18 protein-coding genes are annotated in these 18,971 nt (G+C 39.5%); 4 read left to right on the top strand and 14 right to left on the bottom strand.

Going from position 1 to position 18,971, the window contains the following annotated elements; all coding sequences use genetic code 11:
• Positions 1-215 precede the first annotated feature (215 nt).
• Together CH354_RS12745 and CH354_RS12740 are read left to right on the top strand one after the other, a co-directional pair.
• Entirely contained in the window at positions 216-1,241 is a 1,026-nt protein-coding gene (locus CH354_RS12745) for an LA_0442/LA_0875 N-terminal domain-containing protein (protein WP_100726952.1), read from the top strand.
• A gap of 10 nt (positions 1,242-1,251) precedes the next feature.
• Positions 1,252-2,964 carry a hypothetical protein gene (locus CH354_RS12740; RefSeq protein WP_100726953.1) on the top strand — a complete coding sequence of 571 codons (1,713 nt, stop codon included), beginning with the start codon at positions 1,252-1,254 and terminating at the stop codon, positions 2,962-2,964.
• 45 nt (positions 2,965-3,009) lie between these two features.
• Here the strand turns inward: CH354_RS12740 and CH354_RS12735 are convergent, their stop codons facing one another.
• Positions 3,010-3,921: an alpha/beta hydrolase gene (locus CH354_RS12735; RefSeq protein WP_100726954.1), complete on the bottom strand. Its 912-nt coding sequence runs from the start codon at positions 3,919-3,921 to the stop codon at positions 3,010-3,012.
• A 126-nt stretch (positions 3,922-4,047) separates the two neighbouring features.
• Between CH354_RS12735 and CH354_RS12730 the strand changes: the two genes are divergently transcribed.
• Both CH354_RS12730 and CH354_RS12725 read left to right on the top strand, forming a co-directional pair.
• On the top strand, positions 4,048-4,665 hold the full coding sequence (locus CH354_RS12730; protein WP_238761489.1) for a CsgG/HfaB family protein: 618 nt from the start codon (positions 4,048-4,050) through the stop codon (positions 4,663-4,665).
• Between the two features lie 75 nt (positions 4,666-4,740).
• Positions 4,741-5,211: a Dps family protein gene (locus CH354_RS12725; protein WP_100720381.1), complete on the top strand. Its 471-nt coding sequence runs from the start codon at positions 4,741-4,743 to the stop codon at positions 5,209-5,211.
• 5 nt (positions 5,212-5,216) lie between these two features.
• Here the strand turns inward: CH354_RS12725 and CH354_RS12720 are convergent, their stop codons facing one another.
• The 13 genes from CH354_RS12720 to CH354_RS12660 form a co-directional block, all read right to left on the bottom strand.
• Positions 5,217-6,014, bottom strand: a complete 798-nt coding sequence (locus CH354_RS12720) for an alpha/beta fold hydrolase (protein WP_100726955.1) — start codon at positions 6,012-6,014, stop codon at positions 5,217-5,219.
• Between the two features lie 34 nt (positions 6,015-6,048).
• Positions 6,049-7,101 (bottom strand): SH3 domain-containing protein, encoded by a 1,053-nt coding sequence (locus CH354_RS12715; protein WP_420843829.1) that lies wholly within the window; start codon positions 7,099-7,101, stop codon positions 6,049-6,051.
• A 91-nt stretch (positions 7,102-7,192) separates the two neighbouring features.
• Positions 7,193-8,410: a pyridoxal phosphate-dependent aminotransferase gene (locus tag CH354_RS12710; protein ID WP_100726956.1), complete on the bottom strand. Its 1,218-nt coding sequence runs from the start codon at positions 8,408-8,410 to the stop codon at positions 7,193-7,195.
• Positions 8,411-8,418: 8 nt separating this feature from the next.
• Positions 8,419-10,116 (bottom strand): DNA repair helicase XPB, encoded by a 1,698-nt coding sequence (locus CH354_RS12705; RefSeq protein WP_100720385.1) that lies wholly within the window; start codon positions 10,114-10,116, stop codon positions 8,419-8,421.
• Between the two features lie 322 nt (positions 10,117-10,438).
• A complete protein-coding gene (gene dusA, locus CH354_RS12700; protein ID WP_100726957.1) occupies positions 10,439-11,410 on the bottom strand; it encodes a tRNA dihydrouridine(20/20a) synthase DusA in 972 nt (323 codons plus the stop codon).
• Positions 11,411-11,419: 9 nt separating this feature from the next.
• Complete coding sequence (locus tag CH354_RS12695; protein ID WP_100726958.1) at positions 11,420-13,534, bottom strand: flagellar biosynthesis protein FlhA; 2,115 nt, start codon at positions 13,532-13,534, stop codon at positions 11,420-11,422.
• Positions 13,535-13,538: 4 nt separating this feature from the next.
• Entirely contained in the window at positions 13,539-14,810 is a 1,272-nt protein-coding gene (locus tag CH354_RS12690) for an EscU/YscU/HrcU family type III secretion system export apparatus switch protein (protein ID WP_243396075.1), read from the bottom strand.
• Positions 14,807-15,589 carry a flagellar biosynthetic protein FliR gene (fliR, locus tag CH354_RS12685; protein WP_100726959.1) on the bottom strand — a complete coding sequence of 261 codons (783 nt, stop codon included), beginning with the start codon at positions 15,587-15,589 and terminating at the stop codon, positions 14,807-14,809. Before fliR ends, CH354_RS12690 begins: the two co-directional genes overlap by 4 nt.
• A gap of 1 nt (position 15,590) precedes the next feature.
• Positions 15,591-15,854 carry a flagellar biosynthesis protein FliQ gene (gene fliQ, locus CH354_RS12680; protein ID WP_012389491.1) on the bottom strand — a complete coding sequence of 88 codons (264 nt, stop codon included), beginning with the start codon at positions 15,852-15,854 and terminating at the stop codon, positions 15,591-15,593.
• A complete protein-coding gene (gene fliP, locus CH354_RS12675; protein ID WP_100728758.1) occupies positions 15,851-16,660 on the bottom strand; it encodes a flagellar type III secretion system pore protein FliP in 810 nt (269 codons plus the stop codon). Before fliP ends, fliQ begins: the two co-directional genes overlap by 4 nt.
• The gene (locus tag CH354_RS12670) at positions 16,657-17,466 is read right to left on the bottom strand and encodes a FliO/MopB family protein (protein WP_243396074.1); all 810 of its coding nucleotides are present in this window, start codon (positions 17,464-17,466) and stop codon (positions 16,657-16,659) included. The genes fliP and CH354_RS12670 overlap by 4 nt, the downstream gene beginning before the upstream one ends.
• 17 nt (positions 17,467-17,483) lie before the next feature.
• Positions 17,484-18,554, bottom strand: a complete 1,071-nt coding sequence (gene fliN, locus CH354_RS12665; protein ID WP_100726960.1) for a flagellar motor switch protein FliN — start codon at positions 18,552-18,554, stop codon at positions 17,484-17,486.
• 96 nt (positions 18,555-18,650) lie between these two features.
• On the bottom strand, positions 18,651-18,971 hold the full coding sequence (locus CH354_RS12660) for a DUF971 domain-containing protein (protein ID WP_100718993.1): 321 nt from the start codon (positions 18,969-18,971) through the stop codon (positions 18,651-18,653).

Here is an 18,971-nt window from a genome sequence, read left to right as displayed (position 1 = left end):
GGTAAATGGAGCGTATTGGGTGGCGGGTGGATTACCCCACCCAGTTCGATACGGGCGGGGATCTATACCTTCTGACTAGCCTTTCCCTATCTTCAAAAACCCTAATATTCCCAAAACCACCTATACCCACATAACAGACCCCTAAACCACCAAAATACACTTGCAATATCTTGACAAAATGGGAAAATACAAGAACCTTCCAAAGATTCCATTCCATGAAAAAATACCTATTAATCCTCATCCTTGCTTACTCATTTCCAATTTTAGCCATCAACACAGTGATTTTAAAAAATGGCAAAACCATCAAAGGAAAGGTTACCGATCAAAATGAAAGAGGGCTTACCATCCAAACGAGTGATGGAATCCAAACGTTAACAAAATTCCAAATCTTAAAAGTTGTTTATAAAGACGTAAGCGAACAAGAAGCAGAAAAAATTCGCATTGCGGAAGAAAAAAAGTTACGTGATAAGGAAGAGAAAGAAAGGGCAAAATTAGAAAAGGAAAAACAAATCGCAGACGAAAAGGAACGCAAACGTTTAGAAGAAGAAGAGAAACTCGCAGAAAAACAAAGACAAGATGAATTAGCGAAACAAGAATCAGAAGCAGAAAAAGAAGCAAAAGCCGAGGCGGAATGGTTAGCAACTAGGCAACTTGGTCCCTCACCGGCAGCCACAAAATGCGGAGGTCGTTTGGCATTGATTTGGAGATCTGCGGTTTTACCAGGATGGGGACAGTACTGCGGGGGACAAACTACATCTGCAGGTACATTTGGAATCTTATTTTTTGGATCCCTTCTTTATAGTTTGGGTCCCCTACGGACTGAAGAAAAAAATGCAAAATCACATTACGATACAATGGTATTGTTAAATCAAATTGGAGGACCAGGAACTAGACTTACCGCACAAAACATTAGTTTGCCGAGCGAATTCCTAGCAGGATATATCGAAACCTCTATCGCAGACGACTTAATCGTAAAAAGTAAAAACAATGCAAAAGAAGCGAACACTAAGTACTTAGTTGGACTTGGAACGGCAGGTATCATCTACATCACAAATATCATACATGCATATATGATCGGAAGAGATACATACCCAGAAAGACCAGTTGTCCAATCTGGCGGAAAACAATTCAAAGAAGGTTGGGATTTCGAATCTAGTTGGGACAAACCTCAAGGTGTAAATGTGTACCGCCCTCAATTCAATTCGATTTATGCAGAACTTCGATACTCAGTCTTATTTTAAGGAAATTTTTATGAATCGAATTATCTTAACTATTTTTATCTCAATTTTATTGTTCCAATGTAGAATCTTTAAACCATCTAGTTTGGACCCCTCAGAAGACATTGGTTCTTTACAAGCTTTACTAAGATTTCTCGCTTTAGCAGATGCCTTTAATACACAAAGCCAATCTGTACTTTTCATGAAGTTTACCGACTCCAATGGAACTCCCTATGCAAATGGAGTTATCGAATACTTTGTCTATAATGAAGCAGACGAAAACGGTGTGGCTACGTCTCCTTATGGCGAATCTGGGAATGTACAAACTTATACAGCAACACTTGATACATCTGGGAGAGCATTTTTGTTTTTTAGTGAAAGAGGAATTGCAAATATTTCTCTAAAAAATGTAAGCAATACTTTTATAGGGACTGCTTCCTTTCGCATTTACAATGGAATCACAAAACAATTATTTTCCATTTATAAGCAGACAGGGAATGCACAGTACATACTGGAAGATTTAGCAAATTATCGAAATAGGTTATCTACAAGTAATACATTCACATCTCTTGGTTCCGCCAATGGAAGGCAATTCATCTATCTGGAAGTACAATCAAATTTTAATGGTGCCAATAATTTTACAACGACTGGTTACATTGCATCGAGTGCTGACGGTGAATATTATGACCAAATCACAAAAATTGACGGGGTCAGTTTGTCTAGGAACACAACCACGGAAACGGTATTAAAGGTTTCCCTTCCCATGTTTAATGGATCCGAATATGTTTTTTTTCTCTCGGAAGAAAATAGAAATTATCCTGCCTTAACCTTCTTAAGTAATAAAAATTTATATGTGAAATTCTCTGCCTTCTTACCGCCTGCATCTGCAACTGCGATAGAGAAAACTTTACCGAATCTCCATCGATTTTTTGATAGTGATGATAAAACTTGGTATTACCCGGCTCTTTCCTTAGGAAGTGGTAAGTATTTGGGAACTCCTATGTTATCTGGAGTCCCGAGACCACTGATCATCCAATTGGATTCCGATACAACATCTGATTTAGTGAGTGGATTCAGTTGTTTGGCAACAACTCCTGATGCCAACTTGGTTGCTTACCAACTCATTTCATATTTAGGTGTGAATTACTTACAATGCCCGATAAATGCATTTGGAAATACATTCGTATCAAACAGCATCAAAATTCCAGAACTCACCACAAACCCAGTTACCTTTGATGCAGTCTCACCTACTACTTTCGACTCGCCTGTTTTCCCAGTCCAAGACCAATTGGTAGCCGTGTTATTTTCTTCGCCAAATTATTTTGGTACAACCTTTCCAAAAGGTTCCTATATAAACTCGAGCCCAACCATTGTAAAAAATAGTCCCCAGATTACTGGTTTTACTTCAAGTATCGGGGGAGGTTCCTCACGTTTAAGGACTGTCAAAAGTTCTAATTCAATCCATTATTTTTTACTTTCGAATGCACCCAATTTTGCGAGCCCAACAATCGAAATCTATCGTAGTAACGACAACTTAACGAGTGTCAGTCTAGTTCAATCTCTCCCGAGTTTGTATAGTACAGGGATTACAAATCCAGAACAAATCCAATCTGCCAATGGCAAACTCAATTATAGTTATGCCATATCAGCAGGGATAGGCATCGGTTCATTGCCCGTCTACTTAAACTATACCACTCGTGATGATGGCACGTGGGAAAGTTTACCTAAACTCATCAAAATAAAGTAAGAGAAACAATTGAAATAAAAGTATCTGTTCGTATTAATAAGATATTTATTTTACAAACTTGATTTCTTTCAAAAAACTTTGCAGGATCAATTCATATTCAGGTGAAGTGGTTTTGAATTGTTGCAATGAAATTTTTTGAGTCGGATATGGTGCTATTTTTTTGGATGTCGTTTTTAAGTTGGAAACGATCAATTCTGCATCCTCTTTTTCTAATAAATCTCCATCATTAGGAAACAAAACCAAAACTGGATTGGTGATCATTTTTGCCGTATGCTGTGGTGAAACCTCATCAACTAATAAATCACCTCTTAGTTCCGCAATCGACAAACTGAGTGGAAGGAAAAATCGAACCAATCTAGAATAAATACTTTCATAACGTTTTTCCACATAAGACCGCATGTCTTTATAAGGAGTATCTGCTATCACAAAGCCGTATTCGAATTGTCCATCTGCAAATTGTAGTGCAGTTGATGCACCAAAATCGATACCAAAAATTCCAATCCGATCTTCAGGGGTATTGTCTATCTCTGAAAAATATTCAACTGCCCTCTCTAAATCCATTTTTTCATGGTAACCATATGTTGAATACTGTCCGTCACTTTCCCCATGTGCTCTCGCATCATACAAAAATAAACTACAACCTCGTTTCCAAAATGGTGTCGCATATGGCAACATTTGGATTTTAGAATTGGAAAGTCCGTGCAGGAAAATCATCCCACAATTTTGTTTTTTGGGATTTTTAAAATACCAACCTCTCAATCGCAAAACTCCATTTTGGAAACGAATTGATTCTGGTGTGGGCAAATTAAATTCTGAAAACGAGATTTGATTTCTCAAATTTGCATCGTCTGATCCTTTAGAATGCGAAGGTGTTAAAATTTGTTCGGAAAGAAAATAAGAAGCAACTAGCAGAAAGAAGGCGATAAATAGAAAGATCCAACTGAGTGTTTTTTTCATGGACAAGTGCCTAGTAGGAAGTTCTAGGAGCTAAGTCATGTGGGAAGCGAATTTTTCAAAATCTTCCAATTTCAGCCGAAAAAGAATTGCTCTCTTAACTACTTTACCTTCATCTTTAGGAAATCTATGAAACAATATTTAGCGTTTTTCTCCCTACTACTTTCGGTATCGTTAACCAATTGTCGGACAATGGATGCAGCTATCCAATACCCTGAATCAGGGAAATCCAATCTCGGAATCACAAAAGTTGCTGTACTCATTTTTGATATAGAAGAAGCAAAATGGGGTGACGAATTTACGGATGCGGTTTCTTTACAAATCGCCAAATCACTTCCCTTCAAAGTAATTGAACGTGAACAACTTTCGAAAGTTGTCAATGAGCAGAGTTTTTCCAAGACCGGAATCATAGATACGCAAACAGCCGTTAGAATTGGAAAAGTTCTAGGTGTGGATGCGCTGGTTTTTGGCAGAGGTTCTGCTTTAAAAAAATTCGATGATAAAGGCAAGCTCATTCCAAATTTAGTCGATACAGTATCCTTAAAAATCGTTCACATAGAATCCGGACAAGTGATTGTCAACGCACGAAAAAAACCAGGGGCCGATTGGACGATGGCACGACTTTTACAATATAGCTTAGGGCTTGGACTGATTTGGAGTCGAGAGGATATTTTAATTGCAACAAGCCAATATGATTTTGTCGCTGAAAGTTTAGTCGATCGAATTGTAAGTGAATTAAATAAATAAAATTAACTCGACTTTTACGATTGGAACAAGTGGATACAATCGAGTCTAACTTTATAGAACGATAAGGAACCTAAAATGAAAATTAATATTGGAATCCCAGAAGAAGAAAGAAGTGCCATTTCCGAATCATTAAAAAAACTTTTGGCTGATACATACACTCTCTACCAAAAAACACACAGTTACCATTGGAATGTAACAGGGCCTATGTTCCAAACCTTACACCTTCTTTTTATGACTCAATACACAGAACTTTGGAATGCAATTGACCCTATTGCAGAACGAATCCGTTCTCTTGGGTATTATGCACCTATGGGTGGATGGGAATTTGCAAAGTATTCGAGTATATCGGAAGACAAAGAAGTTCCAAAAGCAAAAGAGATGATTAAAAATTTAGTAGAAGGGAACGAAGCCGTGATTCGTACTGCACGCGCAGCTTATGGACCAGCCGAAAAAGGAAATGACCAAGCAACCCTAGATCTATTAACACAAAGACTCGACATTCACGAAAAAACAGCTTGGATGTTACGTTCGTTACTCGAAGAATAAGGAAGTTAACGAAACTCCTTTTGTAACCAATTTCCAAGTTCTTCTAAAAATACTTTCTGGTGGGTAAAATGGATATAATGCCCACCACCTTCAATTTTTACTTTTACATTATTTTGAAAAAACCGGTCCATAATCGATAAATCCGATTCTCTTATGTATTCAGAATTTCCACCTAACAAAAATAAAGTCCGGGTTTGAGAAATTTTATCAAATGAAAATACATCATCAAAAACTCTTCTGGCATGATTGATTCCGTCTACATTCAATTTCCAATGATAAGAACCATCTTCTTTTCGCTCCAAACTCATTTGTAAAAATTGGCGAATGAATGTATCCTTTACATATTTTGCCATTTCCGCATCAATTTCTGTACGTGAGTTAAATCCACTGAGTGGAAACGACATCGACATAATTTCATTATCATATGCAAATGGATAGGACCTAGGTGATATGTCTTGGATGATGAGACGACTCAAAGCTCCTGGGTGCATCAAATCAAAATACATCGCCACAAGGCCACCCATCGAATGGCCTAGTAAAATCGGATTTTGGATTTTTAAATCATGTAAAAATGTTTCTAAATCATTAGCCATGAGTGGTATGGAATGTTCATCACTATGTGGGGAGTCTCCATGATTTCTTTGGTCAACTGCATAAACTTGACCGAACTCAGATAAAAATTTGGCAACTGTCACCCAGTTTTTCGATGAACCAAATAACCCGTGTAAAATGACAATATCACCAATCGATTTATTAGTAGGATCAGAATTTTGAAATGGATAAACTTTGTAATTTAATTTCACAAAACTTTCCTTATAGTTGGAACTTAAGTTAAAATTATCGAAAACATTCTTTTTTTAGAATCTGTAAATGAGGAAGAATTTGTTTTTTTTCGCGAGGACCAATTTCAGAAGCGTAACGGAACATTTGTTTGATTTCTGATTTGATTCCCTCACTAACTGGTGGAAAACATGGAATTGAATCTGGATCTTTTGTCATGGAATTTAAGGTTTTTACGATATCTTTTGTATAAAGGTTAACGTAATTTCCAGTTGGAAATAAATACAAATAACGTAATTTACCTTTCCGTAACTCTTCCAATCGACAACGTAAATCGACCCCACAATCTACCACCGGAATACTTTCTGTTGCCAAATAACCTGCGTAATCCGAATGTTTTGTTTTTGGATAGGATTCTAACAATTTCCAAAAATAATTGGAATCTACATAATATTTTCCAGAAGAATAATCATATAATAATTTTGTTTGGTGGCGTTTTAAAAATTCTAGAGTTTCAGGATCATTGTCTGGTTTGATTCCCTTTTCATTCATCAAATCCACAGTTTTTTTTAAGAAAAAACCTGCTTTTGCTCTAATGAAAATAAACTCATCTCCTGTAAATTTACCCGAAGAAGAGATTGAAAAAATAGTATCAGTGATTTCCTCTTTTGCCAAAAAATCCACTTGTTTCGATAGTATCAACTTCTCAGCTTCAAATAATAATGTGGAGAGGTATTGTTTTTTTGGAACAGAACGTACGAGAGATCGTTTGATAAATCCAGAAAGTCCATCTTGGAGTTTCACTGGAATCCAATCTTCTTTAGGACTTTCCAGTGAATTTTGGTCATACGTAACAGGTTCACCAAAATTTAGTTTTCGTAAAACGTCACTCTTTTGGTCAGCAAACAGATGTAAGTTAAGACCAATAACAGGGATCACAATTTCAGAATGGTTGTCCCTTTTTAAAAGTTCAGAAGGTTTTGAATTTTTTGGTTTTTCTTGGAAGGTAGGAGCTGAATAGAGTGAAGTTAAAAAAAGCGGAACGGCTAACAAAGCCAAAGCGAACTTTCTTTGAGACCCAATTTGAAGACTAGGACCAAAATTTTGCATTTTGTTACCAATCAATACGAATCTATATAGATTAGAATCTAGTAAATCTGCCCCTTTACAAAATAGATTCAGTAAAGGGACAAGTCTCATCTTATTTTTGTAAATCCAAAACCATTTGTTTGATGCGAGCCACACCTTTTTCGATGTCTTTATCACCTAACGCATAAGACAATCGGATGGCTTTGTCATCTCCAAATGCAATACCAGGCACTGCTGCCACATTGTATTTATCGAGAAGAACATCACAAAAAAGTTTCGAAAGAGAGTTTTCTTTTTTCTCAACCAGGAGTCGTTTGAACCCAGGAGTTTCATATACACCCGTAATATAAGGGAATGCATAAAAAGCACCTTCTGGCATCCGACATTCCACACCTGGGATCTCACGGAGAAGTCCCACGATGAGTTTACGACGTTTGTCAAATGCCTTTAACATTTCTGCAACAGGTGTTTGGTCGCCAGTCAGAGCCGCTTCTGCAGCTGCTTGGGAAATGGAAGATGCGTTACTAGTGGATTGGCCTTGCATGGTATCCATGTTTTTGACAATCTCTGCATTGCCCGCCCCGTATCCAATCCTCCAACCCGTCATGGAATAGGCTTTTGATACACCATTGATGACAAAGGTTTTTTCCTTCATTTTGTCGGAGATCATCGCAGGGTTCACAAATTCCAATCCATCATAAATGATTTTTTCGTAGATATCATCCGATACCGTAATGATGTCTTTGGGTTCCAAAACTTTCACGAGTGCTTCTACATCCGAACGAGTGTAAGCAGCTCCCGTTGGATTGGAAGGGGAATTAAAGATAAATACTTTTGTTTTGGATGTGATTGCTTTTTCCAATTGGTCTGCTGTGATTTTAAAACCGCTGGAAATATCCGTTGGTACAATCACAGGAGTACCCTCTGCTAAACGAACAATGTCCGCATAACTCACCCAATACGGTGCAGGGATAATTACTTCATCTCCAGGATTGAGAGTTGCCATAAAAAAATTGTACAGAACTTGTTTTCCACCCGTTCCCACAATGATTTGATTTTTTTCGTACTTTAATCCGTTTTCTGTTTCAAACTTCTTGATAATGGCATCTTTCAGAGAAACAGTTCCACTCACTGGAGTGTATTTTGTTTTCCCTTGGTCCATTGCTTTTTTAGCAGCTTCTTTGATGTGAACTGGTGTATCAAAGTCAGGTTCTCCTGCTCCAAATCCAACCACATCAAGTCCACTCGCTTTCAATTGATTGGCTTTAGCCGTGATCGCGAGAGTGGGAGAAGGTTCTACGACATCGAGTCGTTTTGCTACAAGTTTCATTTTGTCCTCTATTTCGTGAGTGATTCTTCTGGAACTGTTTCTTTGAACTGGTCCAAAGTATAAATTTCGTATTCATACCCTTGTTCGGTGAGGAAGAGTTGTCTGTTTTGGCCAAACCTTTCTTCATTGGTATCACGCGAAATCAGTGAGTAAAAAATAGCAGTGTTGTCTTGCGATTTCGGACGAAGGATACGCCCCAATCGCTGTGCTTCTTCCTGTCTTGATCCAAACGTTCCCGAAACCTGAATGGCAATGTTTGCATCTGGTAAGTCGATGGAAAAGTTTGCCACCTTTGATACTACAAGTTGTTTGATTTGACCCGTACGGAACGCTTGGTAGAGTTCTTGTCTTTCAGGCAAAGGAGTTTTTCCCGTAATCAAAGGGATTTTGAAAGTTTGGGAAATTTCTTCTAACTGATTGATGTATTGTCCAATCACCAAAATGTTGTTAGTTGAATGTTTCTTTAGAATATAACTAATCGCACGAAGTTTTTCTGGATTTTCTGATGCCAATCGGAACTTCTCACGGTCATCCGCAACAGAGTATTTCATACGAAGGTCATCTTCCATCGGAACACGAATTTCCACACAATTGGCTTCCGCAATCCAAGACTTTGCTTCGAGTTCTTTCCATGGTACATCATACTTTTTCGGACCGATGAGAGAGAACACGTCTTCTTCCAGTCCATCTTCTCGAACAAGCGTTGCAGTTAAACCTAACCTACGTTTGGCTTGCAGTTCTGATGTCATACGGAATACAGGCGCAGGTAATAAATGCACCTCGTCATATACAATCAGTCCCCAGTTGTTCGCACTGAAGATATGAAAGTGGGTGAAGTCCCCTCCTTTTTTCTTCCTATGAGTGAGGATATTATAAGTGGCGATGGTAATCGGTTTGATTTCCTTTAATTCGCCAGAATACTCCCCAATGTCTGATTCAGGGATATCAGTTTTATCTAAAATTTCATTTCGCCATTGGCGGATGGACAAAGTGTTCGTAACAAGGATAAGTGTTTCTGCTCCTACAATTTGCATCACACCCATTCCCACAATGGTTTTCCCAGCACCGCAAGGAAGTACCACAACCCCAGATCCTCCTTCATTACGCCCACCAGCATGAAAAGCTTCCACAGACGCTCTTTGGTAGTCGCGCATTCCAAATTTAATTCCACTAATGGTTACTGGACGTAAGTTAAACGGATATTTATTCCCTTCATCATAACCTGCTAGGTCTTCTACTGGGAAACCAATCTTGATTAACGCTTGTTTGATGTGACCACGGTATTCTTTTTTGATTCGAATTTTATCACCTTCCATTCCATCCACGAATGGTTGAACGGCACGGTTGTTTGCAATCTCAGTGATAAAACCTTTTTCGTTCGAGATGATGTACAACTCTCCCGACTCTTCTTTTACGAGTTTTACTTTTCCATACCGAGAGATTTGTTCTCTCACTTCGTTCATCACGTTTTTCGGAACGGAATAACGGGCAAATTTAGTAAGCCCTTCAATGATTTCATCAGCTGTCATTTTAATAGAAGCAGCATTCCACAACGAAAGTGGAGAAATACGGTAAGTATGCATGTATTCAGGGCTTTTTTCGAGCTCTGCAAACTTGGCAATGAGGTCCCGACAGGCTTCAAATTCTGGGTTATCCACCTCTAGAAGCATTGTTTTGTCACTTTGTACGGTGAGTGGCTTGGTCATGGTATTCCCTCTCAATTTAACCAGGCTGGGGAGAGAAAGCACCCTGTCAACCCATTTGATTTTAAGAGATTTTGGATGCTTTTTCCCGCCATTTTTAGGGCAAAACCAAAAAGAACGAACAAAAACAAACCAACTCCCGTCTAAACTTTGTTAACTTATATTAGAAAAATCGATTGCATTTTTTGGATCGGTTTTAGCGTTCCCAATCATTTTTAAAATAACAATAAATAGAAAAAGGGTCAGGCTCCTTCGGGGTTCGCTTCCGCTCCCGTCATATCCCTTCGCCTAACGACGAAGAGATATGACCAAGCCCTTCGGATCCTTAACGCGTGAGATAGGATTCTAAAATGGACTCAGTGGCATTGACCAAATGCATACGATCGGTTAAATACTTGCGGAATTCTCTTGCCCCTCGTTCTCCAAAGTACAAACCCAAGATATGCCGAAGCACATGGTGGACTTTCCCGCCATTTTCACGAACAGATCGTATATAAGGAATCATAGATTCAAATACAGATTCTCTTGTCTTTGGTGTTTCTTTTGATCCAAAATACAAAGAATCCACATCGGAAAATAAAAATGGATGATCATAGGCAGCTCGTCCAATCATCACACCATCTACTTTTGTTAGATGTTGTTTTATTTCTTCATGAGTTTTGATCCCCCCATTGATCGTTATCGGCAAATCAGGGAAATCTTGTTTCAGTTGGTAAACATCTTCATAACGTAGCGGAGGAACCGTTCGGTTTTCCTTTGGTGAAAGTCCCTCAAGGATGGCAATCCTTGCGTGTACAATACAATGGTCCACACCCGCTTCTTTGATTTTGGAAACAAAATGGTATAAATCTTCGTAACTCTCTTTCCCATTGACACCAATTCTATGTTTGACGGTCACAGGAATTTTTACTTTAGTCTTACAAGAGGAAACCATCTCTGCGACAAGATCTGGTTCTTTCATGAGGCATGCCCCAAAACTTCCACTTTGTACTCTGTCTGAGGGGCAACCTACATTTAAATTGATTTCATCATAACCATAATCTTCCCCAATTTTAGCACACTCTGCAAGTGCGACCGGTGAATCTCCACCTAACTGTAAGGCAATGGGATGTTCTTCTTTTGAGTAACCCAAATATCGATGGTTGTCTTTACCCCGAAGGATGGCTCCCGTGGTCACCATCTCTGTGTAAAGTAACGCGTGTTTGGAGATAAGTCGGATAAAAAAACGGAAATGTCTGTCTGTCCAGTCCATCATCGGAGCAACAGAAATGCGGTGCGATGGGACTGAACTTGGCAAAAAATTCTCCTATGCTTCTTGTGGGTGTTCCTCTCTCGATGGAAGGCTTAAAACCGAGGCAATTTCTGTCGGAACCCCTCTGTGAATTTCTTCGGAAGCAATTACTGCAAAGTTCCTTGGAGGTAGTTCCTTTGTCAAAAAGAATGCAAAGGCTTGCCTTAAGTATCTTGAAACAACAAATATTAGAAACCGATTTTCATCCAATGCTTTCTGTAATTCATTATAAACCGATTCCAAGATCCTTACCCTGATGTCATGAGGAAGGATGATGAGTTTACTTCCATCGGTTTCATCAAGTGTGATACTTTTGTTCATACGATCAATGATCCTTGGATCAATGGTTACCACATGTAACTTACCATCAGGGGAAAGGAAATCATTGATAATTTGGCGAGATAGCGCTTGCCTAACATGTTCTGCCAAATCGAACGGATTGTTTGTGCGAGGGAGATGGTTTGCAATCGCATCCATAATTTTAGGAAGGTTCTTAATGGAAAGTCCTTCTGCCAATAGATTCTGTAAAGTTTGTTGGATGATCCCAAGTCTTCCTTGTTTGTCATAATCCAATTCACCCACAAGAGTAGGATGGGTTTGGCGTAAATGTTCGAGAAGTGCCTTCACTTCTTCTCTTCCTAGAAGTTGAGATGCATAATTGGAGATGAGTTCTTTTAAGTGAGTGATGATCACAGTCGATGGATCTACTACTGAATACCCTTTGTTTTCCACTTCAATTTTATCATTTGGATCAATCCAAGTCGCTTTTAAACCAAACGCAGGTTCTGTGAAAGGTTCACCGACAATTGGTTCCAAATTACGAGCGGTATTGTTCATCGCCATAAGCCTATCTGCTTTTACAGCTGCTTGTCCAACCACTACACCATTGATGCGAATGCTATAATTGTCATGAGGGATCTCCAAATTGTCAATGATCCGAATCGCTGGAATCACAAGTCCAAAATCAATGGCAAATTTTTTACGAGTATTTGCAATTTGTTCAAGCAAATGCCCACCGGAAGAAGCATCCACTAACGGCAGTAAATCGCGACCTAGTTCTACCTGGATGGCTTCGACAGAAATTTCTTTGATGTAATTTTCTGGTTTTTTCTCTTGTACTTTCTCTTGGGATACAGTTTCGATTTTTTTGATTTCTTCTTTGGCAACTTGTTCGATCGAATACCCTAAATACCCAATGGCACCAGATAAAAAGAGAAGTGAGAAAAAAGGAAGACCAGGAATGAGACTTGCCATTCCAAGTGCCCCTGCAACTACATATAATGTTTTTGCGTTTCCAAAAAGTTGGTCTTTGATCTCTACGGTTAGTTTTTTTTCGGAACTAGATCTTGTGACGATGATACCTGTTGCTGTTGTGGAAAGTAAACCTGGGATCTGGGATACAAGTCCATCTCCAATGGTAAACTTACCATACGTTTCAATCGATGCTAAAAATGATTCCCCACGAATGGTAGACCCAATGAGAATCCCACCTATCAAGTTGATGGCGGTAATGATTAGCCCTGCTCTTACATCCCCTTGCACGAACTTGGATGCTCCATCCATAGCCCCATAAAAATCCACTTCGCGTTGGACTTTTTTTCGTTTTACCTTTGCTTCCGCTTCCGTGATGGCACCACTGTTAAGTTCCATATCAATGGACATTTGTTTTTGTGGTAATCCATCGAGTGTAAACCTTGCTGCCACTTCCGAGATCCGAGTTGCACCTTTGGTAATAACTAACACCTGTACAATGGTAAGGATAATAAAGATAATAAGTCCTACTACATACTTTCCAAGTCCAGACTCTCCACCTACCACAAACGTTCCAAATGCTTCGATCACACTCGAATTCATAGCGGGTCCTTTGGAAAGGATCTGTCTAGTTGTCGATACGTTCAGAGCTAAACGAAAGAGTGTGGTGATAAGGAGTAAACTAGGGAAAATCGAAAATTCACTCGGTTCTGTTACCGATAAAGCTGTCATGAGAATGAGAAGCCCAAGCCCTATACTCACAACAATCAGGATATCCAAAACAAATCCTGGAAGTGGGACAATTAACATCCCAAGGATCATCAAGGTTCCCACACCTAACACAACATCGGATTGTTTTAAAATATCTCTAAAGTTCATATGGTTATGCCATTCCTACTTTTTTTTTGAACTTCTCAAGCGTGATGAGGATTTGCACCACTGCTTGGAAGAATTCTTGTGGGATTTCTTCCCCCACCTCAACTTGTGCATATAAAAGACGAGCTTGTTTCGGACTTTCTACGATGGGCACATCGTTTTCGCGTGCAATCCTTCGTATTTCCAATGCTAGGCGGTTTTCGCCTTTTGCGATCACACGGGGTGCAGAATCCCTACCCATTTCATAAGACAATGCAACTGAATAATGAGTTGGGTTTGTGATGACCACATCGGCTTTGGGAACTTCACGTAACATATTACCTTGCATCATGTCACGAGCTAGTTGCATCCTGCGGTTTTTCATCACAGGGTCCCCAGAATCTTCTTTCATCTCTCGTTTGGCTTCCGAAGGAGTTTGTTTTAAGGATTCTTCAAACTCAGATTTTTGGAAAAAGAAATCGGCGACGGCAATCCCAAGTAACAAAAGACCAACTGCCATCATAATCTTAAAACCAGAATAGGTAACAAGTGAGATAGCTTGCATCATCCCCATATTCCCAGTGAGCAAAACTTTTAGAAAATCTCCAGAGATCAAAATGTAACTAATTACACCAATTAACACTACTTTTGCGAGAGACTTTACTAGATTGAATAATGTTTGGCGATTTGGTAAAACTCGTTTAAAATTGGGAGATATACGATCAAATCGAAAGGACAAAGCTCTTGGTGAAAACATAAATCCCACTTGCACTACATTTCCCACAATTGCAAATACAAGGGTGATCGCAAGGACTGGCCATAATAAGTTAAAAAAATCTTTGGAAACACCAGAAAGGATGACACGGAACTCTTCTGCCCCAAATCGTTCGTGGTGCATTCCCATAGGTAAGTATTTTTTAATGAAGATAGCTGTGTTTTTAATAAAGGTGTCACCGAGTAAAAAAAGAACACCCGTCCCACCTAACAAAACTAATGTGGATGCAACTTCATTGGATTTAGGGACATTCCCTTTTTCCTTTTCTTCTCGCCTTCTTCTCTCACTAGGAGGTTCTGTCCTTCCCTCATCCGCTGCTGCAAATAGTTGCAGTTGGATTTCATAAGGCCCTGTGAAAAAGCTTAAATCTTCATCACAAACAAGTGTCAGTTGGTTATCTGAAAATACAGAACCATGCCGAATACTCTGGAATCGTTCCCAAATAGAAGAAAACATACGAAACAAAGTATGCCAAATTGAAGGAATCGTAGGGAACTGAGTCCAAAAACCAAAATTCGGTTTCATAAACTTGGCCACTCACGAACGAGTAAACTCGCTTTGTCCATGGAGATTTGGATCCCTTGTACCATTTGTGTGGCAATAAATGTAAGGGTTGCAATAAGAGTGAGGGTTCCGATAAACACTTTTAAGGGAAAAGACATGGACATCACATTCATTTGTTGTGCCGCCTTTCCCATAAGTCCTTCTGCAAGAGAGACCAAAAAAAGTATACCCATGACAGGAAGTGCAATCTTAAACGATACAACAAACATAGCGCCGATTGCATCTTCTATCAAACGAAACAACCCACTATTCACTTTATCTGTGAAAGAGATGATACGAATTTTTTCAAAAGAATAAGCAAGGGTTTCAATCAGAAAACGGTGAGCACCAATCACAAGGAATAAGGCCGTTGCCATTAAGTTTTTCATGGTTCCAATGGCAGGGAGAGAGTTTTGTGTCACAGGATCAAGAATCTCTGTATAACCAAAACCAATTTGGTTATTAAAAAATTCACCAGCCATCTGAAAGGCGCTAAACACGAGTGAGACGAGAAACCCAATAAACACTCCGATGAGCATCTCCGAAATGATCATAATCCCAAAATTGACCATATGACCAGGCACAGGTGGCATGTAGTTTGCTACAACAGGGTAAATGATGAGAGAAACCATAAAGGAAAAAATCATTCGAAGCGAGAAGTTGATTGATTCAGATGAAAAAAATGGGGCCACAAGGAAAAGCCCAAGTAGTCTTACTAAAACAAAAAGGAAAGATTGAAAGTGTAAGATGAATGCTTCCATATCATATCTTTTCAATCATAAAAAAGATTTCTCTGGTATAGTCCGTCATCACACGTACCATCCAGGCTGAAAAAAAGACAATCACGGCAAAAATGGAAACAAGTTTTGGAACGAATGCAATCGTTGGTTCTTGGATGGAAGTAGTTGTTTGCAAAATCCCAACGATGAGTCCGACCACAAGAGCTGTGATGAGGATCGGACTTGAAATTTTCAAAGTTACGATAAAAGCTTCCCGCATCATATTGACCACATCTACTTCTGTCATTTATAACTCCTTACGAGTTCCAGAACCAGTAAGTTCCATCCATCTATTAAGATAAAAAGAATGAGTTTTAAAGGAAGGGAGATCATAACAGGAGGTAACATCATAAAACCCATGGCAAGTAGTGCAGAAGCCACAATCAGATCGATGACGATAAAAGGGATAAAGATATAAATACCGATGATAAATGCTTTTTTGATTTCACTCAGCATAAATGCAGGCACAAGCACATAAGAAGGAACATCTTCAAATGATTTAACATTTTGTACTTTGCCAATTTTTAAAAAGAGAGCCACATCTTTAGTCCCATCTTTCCCGAGTTGCCTGATCATAAATTGACGTAAGTGTTTCATGGATCCTTCCATAAACGCAGATTGGTCAATTTTTCCATTTAAGTAAGGTTGCAGAGCTTCCTCATTCACCTTCCCAATCGTAGGTGCCATGATAAAAAATGTCACAAACAAAGCAAGACCCATCATCACTTGGTTAGGTGGGAGGTTTTGCAAGGAAAGTGCTCGTCTCACAAAATCAAATACAATCACAACTTTGGTAAACGATGTCACACTCATCACAATCGCTGGCGCAAGTGAGAGGATTGTGACCAAAAAAAGAATCATCAGCGATAAACTGGTTTCTTTTGGCCCTCTCGCCTCATTTACGTTAAATGATAGATTTGGAATGGGAATCCTTGACCCCTTGTCTTGAGCAAGAAGTCCCGCGAACCCACTCGCAGAAATGAGAAATAAAATACTAATGAGAAAAATAATGGATTTATGTCTCTTTAAGAAGGAAAAAAAACGAAGTTTCATGCCTCTCCTCCTTCCAAAAGTTTACGGTGTTTGCGAAGCCGTTCCAAACCTTCTTTTGCCTTTCTTTGGATTTCGGCAGCACCATCCATTTCCAAACCTTCCATTTGGTTTGGATTGATACGGATTTTCCTTTGTGCTTTGGATTGTAAACTTTCAAGCACTGTTTCCAAAAAGTTGGGAACATAAGGATCCGCTTCTTCTTTCATTTTTTGGATTTGGTTTTTTTCATCTGGTGCCGTGACTTCTGTGAGTAAACTCACCGATCCATCTGCAACACCTAACACGAGAGTACGACCACCTACTTCAATGATTTGAACCGATTGTGTAGCAGACAAAGGTAAACTCGAAAGTACCTTCATAAACCCTTTTACGGGGTATTTTGCCGATTTTGATTTTTGCATTTGCAAAACCAAATAATAACCAGCACCGACGAGTATCGCGAGTACAAATAAGATCTTAACTAATATCCAAGTAGCTGAAGGGGAATCATCTTGGTTTTCATTATAACGTTCTTGGATTAAATTGGGTTCTTCTTGTTTTTTCCCTTCGGCCGACTGATTTGTGTTTGCCGAAGCACCGAATCCACTCCCTTGTTTCCCATTTGATTGGTTGTTTGTGTCTAAATTAGAACCTGAATTTACATTCGAACCATTATCTGGTGATCCTGGTTTAGATTTGGATTCACCTAATTCTTGGCGTAAAATCTGATCTAATTCTTTGGTTTCTGTATTTTGAGAAAACACTGGGATAAAAGAAAAAAGTAAGAGTATAGAAAAGTACATAACTTTCCCACTTCGTCTTTTCATTTTCCTTTCTGTTTGGATCATTTTTCGCCTTTGAGTCTGTCGGTAGGACTAACGATATCAGTAACACGAACACCAAAGTTTTCATCAATCACCACAACCTCACCTTTGGCGATGAGTTTTCCGTTCACAAGTAAATCCACTGGCTCACCAGCTAACTTGTCTAGTTCGATGATGGAACCTTCTCCTAAACCCAAAATGTCTTTGATGTACATTTTGGTTCTTCCGAGTTCCACGGTAAGAGCCATTTGAACATCCATGAGAAGATTGAGATTGGTTTGACCTGGTCCACCACCAGCCGTAGCAAGAGAAGGGAAATTCACACCTTTAATGCCAACGGAACTCTGTCCACCCCCCATTCCCATGTTTGGTTGCATATTGACATTCATGCCACCAGACTGCTGTTGTTGTTTTTGGCCTCCACCCTTTTGGATATCAAGGATTGAGTTTGCCATCGATAATGCGATTACATAGTATACTTTAAAAGAGCCAACTCCATCGATGTTTAAACTGAGTGATGTTTTCACCAAACTACTGTCATCTGGAAGTTGTAAATCACGCCCTGAATTCACAAGGGAAATCTCTGGTGGGCTACCAGACATGGTTCCACCAAGTTTCATACCAATTTGCGCTGTTACGGTTCCAAGGATTGGAGCTAATGAGTCTTTTAGTGTTTGGAGTTGTGCGTTATCGAGTTGGCCTGGAGGGGCCATTCCACCCATCATCACACCTGCAATTTTTGCAGCATTTTCTTGCGCCATGACAAGACAAACTCGCCCCGCCAAACTGCCGCTAATTGTAGAATATAAACTTACCGACTTGGAGCCCAACTCTTTTTGGATGTCAGCAGAGGAGCTCGATTCGGTGGCAGGGTTCATAAAACGAGTGTTTTTTGCCAAGATCGTGCCAAGTGTGTTCCCCGCCACCTGGAATGCAGAGCCGATCACATCAGAAATAATGTCGCGGTCAATAGGAGATAGGTTGTCCGATGACGAACTGGATGCGCCACTTAAGGAAGAGAGGTCGAATGTATCATCCGCACCTTGTAGTAATGCGTCTATCTCGTCTTGTGAGAGTGAACCTTCACCCATGCCCTTTTATCTCCGGAAAAACTTAGGATAATGAGACATAATACGAATGTTTTTGTCACTCAGTTTTTTTCCGAATTGACAAAAAGTAACCAAACCTCAGTCAAAGGCGCCGGAATTTCCCTCAGCGTAGGCTCGTAAATGGTCATAGGAATAAATTCCCGTATTGTGGTAGTCACTCCATACGATAGAAATCGCATACCGACCTACTTTGGTCCAAGAGATGAGTTTGATGGAGTCTATATGGCCAGTGGCTTGCCCCACTTTCCCGCCATGACCACCCCGGCAAGTCGCACAGGGACATTTTTTACGTAGGTCTAACAACGAGTATTTGCTTCCATGCCCATCTTTCCACTCGATATAGAGGTAGTCGTCGTCGAAAGAAATTTCTTTTGGGAAGGTAGCAAGTTGTGAATTCAT

This window comes from Leptospira levettii, from assembly GCF_002812085.1.
In the GTDB taxonomy this organism is placed as follows: domain Bacteria; phylum Spirochaetota; class Leptospiria; order Leptospirales; family Leptospiraceae; genus Leptospira_A; species Leptospira_A levettii.
The sequence above is the reverse complement of the archived record's forward strand: the minus strand, read 5'-3'. Positions and strand labels throughout refer to the sequence as shown.